Source organism: Rhizobium sp. P2_G2 (genome assembly GCF_056403555.1).
The window spans coordinates 1-3,825 of sequence record NZ_JBFUFF010000221.1 but is presented as its reverse complement, the minus strand read 5'-3'; the positions used below and the strand labels follow the sequence as shown (position 1 = coordinate 3,825).

Genomic DNA, 3,825 nt, shown 5'->3' with positions numbered 1-3,825 from the left:
GTATTTCCACTATGCCCCGGGGTAGACGGCGGCACCTTTGACGAAAGCCGCTACTTTTTTCACAATCAGTCGGTCGTTGAAGTCATTATCGACATGAATGTGGCGATCGCCTATCTCAAACAGGTTAACCCTTCTGCGCAGGTCATCCTCACGGTATCCCCTGTACCTCTTATGGCCACTGCGGTTCCAGGCGAGCACGTGTTGACAGCAACGACATATTCAAAATCGGTGCTGCGGGTAGCAGCTCAGACCCTCAGCGATTCCCACGCCAATGTGCATTACTTTCCCTCCTACGAGGTCATCACGGGCGCATATAATCGCGGGYGGTATTATGCCGAGGACCTGCGTAATGTAACCGAGGAAGGCGTCGCGCATGTCATGCGGTTGTTCCTCAAACACGTAGCAGGCACGGAAAGCGAACGTAGATCAGACACTGAAGGCTCGAAGAAAGCGGAGGTTTTTCAGCGAAGCGTTGCAGAGTTTGTAGAAGTGGAATGTGATGAAGTCGCACTCGACCGTGCTGGCCCTGTTGCAGCTAGCTCGGCAGTCTAACGCACGTTACAATCCCTGCGGTTCGCTCTCGCGCTTTAACTCTTCCCCGGGCGCTTGATTTTAATGACTGGCCGTTGCGCCGTAAACTTGTGAAATGAGATCGTTCACACGGTGCGCGATACTTTTGTCCCGCAACGCCGGCCGGCTTAGGTCGATCGCATAGTCTTCGCAGTACCAGTCGACAAAAGGGCGATACCTTTGAGCATCCGCTGGCTTCCAAGCCAAACAGTGCGCCCATGCATCTTCCAGCGCGTCCAGCGTCGCCCTGATAGTCACCGCGTCGTAAATGGCACGCGCAAAAGATACTATTGGAACCTCATGCAACATCGCCTCAAACCCCACGCTGCTATTTAGCGTAAAGACGGCGCGCGAACAGTCAATCAGATCGTGAATGTTGTCAGTGGACCAAAAGACGTTCACGTCATCGACAAAACGCTGATAGGGTGCCGTCGCTTTCAAATTTGCCGGATGAGGCTTGAGAACGAGTCGGAGATTGCCAGAACGCACGAAATCGACGACCCGCTCGACGACAGCGTCTTCTGAAATATCAGAAAAATGCAAAATTGACTGATCGTGAGGAATCTGCAACGGAAAGAATATATCGTATTCGGCACGATTCGCCTGCATGCTACGTGGCATTTGAGTGAATTTCGTCCCGAGTTTCCCTGCAGTGAGTTGCCCCCTGTAGTGCAAAAAGCTCTCCCGAGGCCCACTACTCAACAGATCGCCTGCCAGCGGATATACCGAAGCTCCCGCCCCCCAACCTCGGTGATCAATTGTGAACAGTGACGGAAGATATTCCTGCATATAAAATGCGACCGGCAGCGAGAGATTTGGAATTTCGAAATCACATCTGTGTGGTAAGAGCGCGAAATCGCCGCTCTCAGTGTTGACCCGATCAGCCGTTATTTCCCAATTTGGGATCTCCCGTACCTCCATTCGGACGCCTTGCGTTTCAAGCGCATTCACGAACCAAATTGCAAATTGCTTCCACAACATCCTGACCGCGTTGGTTTGTTCATTCAACGGCGGTATTTTACTGCTCGCTGATTTCTTCCAGGGGAGATCGAGACGCGGCAGATAAAATGTGCCCGAGCGCGGCAGCCTCTCAATCAAAGAGGCACGTGATTGAAAGAACAGACTTACTTTGTTCTGCGGATATTTCCGCAGCGCAGTATTGATAACGCGCTTCGCCTGTATTTTTTCAAACTCGGAATCTCCAAGTATTTTTGAGACAACAGAAAACGGCTCGGAAAACTCTTTGGAATCGCCTTTCGCAGACCACACGATCGAATTCAGCTTGAACTTGTCGAAATCTTTAAAGCTCCCCCGCAAATTTGCTGCGATTAGATCCGATCCCATTGCTTCAATCGTTCGGATCAGCGAAACCTGATCAATAAACCACTCTGGACGGTCTGCAGCAAATTCCGCCCCGAGCCGATCCGCCAACGCAGCTGCAAATCGCCGGCCATTGGGTGTAGGAAAAAAGGCCACCACACAGGCAGCCACCTTCATGTGCTCGGGGTGCCCATCCTGCTCAAGGTCTCGGCGCCATAGCGCGATGTCGGCTGAGCCTTTCACCGCGGCAATATGCAAATTGAGTGGGTTAACAATGAGGGTGTCAGCGTCCATAACCACGACGGGACATTGCGCCCGCTGCACCAATTCTTCGCAAAACAGAAAGCGCACCGAAGCAAAATAAGGTTGCCGGTCTTTTGCAGTCCAAGACTTCAGTTCGGGTTTGACATGCGTGGCAACAGACACCGAGGTGGCGGCGGATTCATTGGCAGCGATCTTCACTTTGTCCAGATCGCCCTTCGTGGGATTCACCATGAGGATGACGAGGTCAAAACCCGGAGAGAAAATGTCCATACTTCTTTTAAGTGCAATAGCATGGTGTAGATAGTCGCTATTGCATGCAATGAGGATAGTCAGCGGGAATTGCAATAAGCGATCGGAACGAAAGAGCCATTCGTAGTTCAAAGCCATGTTTCCCGTTCCGTGATATGCCAGATAAGTGGAAGTTCGCTTGCCGTTGTCGCGGGCCTAGACCTAGCGCCGGCCCCGGGTAAAGGCCACCCGGATCACAAATCGGTGGAGATCCGCATGACCAATCTTACCATTCAGCTTCGCTGCCTGGCGTTGGCTCGCGCCATCTCAAGAACGTGCTCCAATTGCAACTCGAGCTTCTCATGGCTATACGTTTGTCGAAGCTTATTCTGCGCACTGATAACGCTTCTTTGTCTCGCATCACGGTAGCAAATCAACCGGATCAACGCGCTCTTCCAGTCGTCCACCGAGCCAGCCAAAACCCCTGCACCATCCGAACAGGCTTTGTGATAAACTGGCAGGTCCGAAGCAATGGTCGCTACGCCCGCAGCGCTATATTCGACCCATTTTGTGTCTGCTTTGCAGCGGTTGAACGGATTGTCTTCAAGCGGGGCGAGACCGATCCACCATCCCAACGAATTAAGCTTCTGCCTGAATTCAACATAATTGGAAACCGGCTCGTGGTGCATGTAACGACCGCCGAAGCGCGCAAGGCTGGCCGGTGGGAAAATACTGCCAAAAGTTTCGAAGCGCAGCCACGATAGTTCATCCATCAGGGATTCGATCGCAGGCAAAACTAAGGCGAGGTCTTCTGAGTGGCCGCCTGTCCCCATATAACCTATAGTTGGCATTGTCGAAGGAGCGGGCTCCAAAATCTGATCCGGACTGACAGAACAGTATAGATCACCGGCAACGATCGGCACATTGAGATTGTAGCTCTCAAAAGTTTTCGCGAGAGCAGGAGTCGAGACGTAAAGAAGGTCCGCCGTCTCCATATTTGCGCGCAAATTTGCAAGGCGCTGGGGATCATTATAGGCTGCGAACTTGACGGCACCCAAACTCATCGGCACATTTAAAAGATCATCATCAATATGATATATTGTTGTAATTCCGTAATTTCTTGCCAATCTCGCCAGGGATCGCCCCTTATTCATGGTATACCTTGACATAACGAAATAATCAGGGGTGCATTCCTTAATAATACCTTCCAAGAAACCAGCTTTTTTCGAATGCGGTTCCATCTGCAGTCCCACATCGCTTTTTGATATCGAGCTGGCGAAGGGCTGCAGAAAGCTGATGATCTGTGTGGCGCTTATGTTGTCACTCAAAACAAAGAGGCTCTTTGGACTGGTCATGTCTTCCCTCGAAGCATCATTGCGCGCTGTTTTTTTCGAATGTCGGAAGCTCACCCTTTCGGAAATAGGCCGCTGTCCAGGAGGACCA

Annotated in this window: 3 protein-coding genes; 1 reads left to right on the top strand and 2 read right to left on the bottom strand. The window is 51.5% G+C overall.

Annotated elements, in window-relative coordinates; genetic code table 11:
• Window positions 1-552 (top strand): GSCFA domain-containing protein (locus AC1D06_RS42100; RefSeq protein WP_477991464.1); only part of this gene is annotated, 552 nt, incomplete at its 5' end.
• Window positions 553-612: 60 nt separating this feature from the next.
• Here the strand turns inward: AC1D06_RS42100 and AC1D06_RS42095 are convergent.
• Window positions 613-2,541, bottom strand: a complete 1,929-nt coding sequence (locus AC1D06_RS42095) for a capsular polysaccharide export protein, LipB/KpsS family (protein WP_477991462.1) — start codon at window positions 2,539-2,541, stop codon at window positions 613-615.
• A gap of 134 nt (window positions 2,542-2,675) precedes the next feature.
• The coding region (locus AC1D06_RS42090; RefSeq protein ID WP_477991460.1) for a glycosyltransferase family protein at window positions 2,676-3,825 on the bottom strand (1,150 nt) is incomplete at its 5' end.

Bases quoted from the DNA above. Each gene is read 5' to 3' on its own strand.
- AC1D06_RS42095 (WP_477991462.1), bottom strand. From the start codon at position 2,541: ATGGCTTTGAACTACGAATGGCTCTTTCGTTCCGATCGCTTATTGCAA.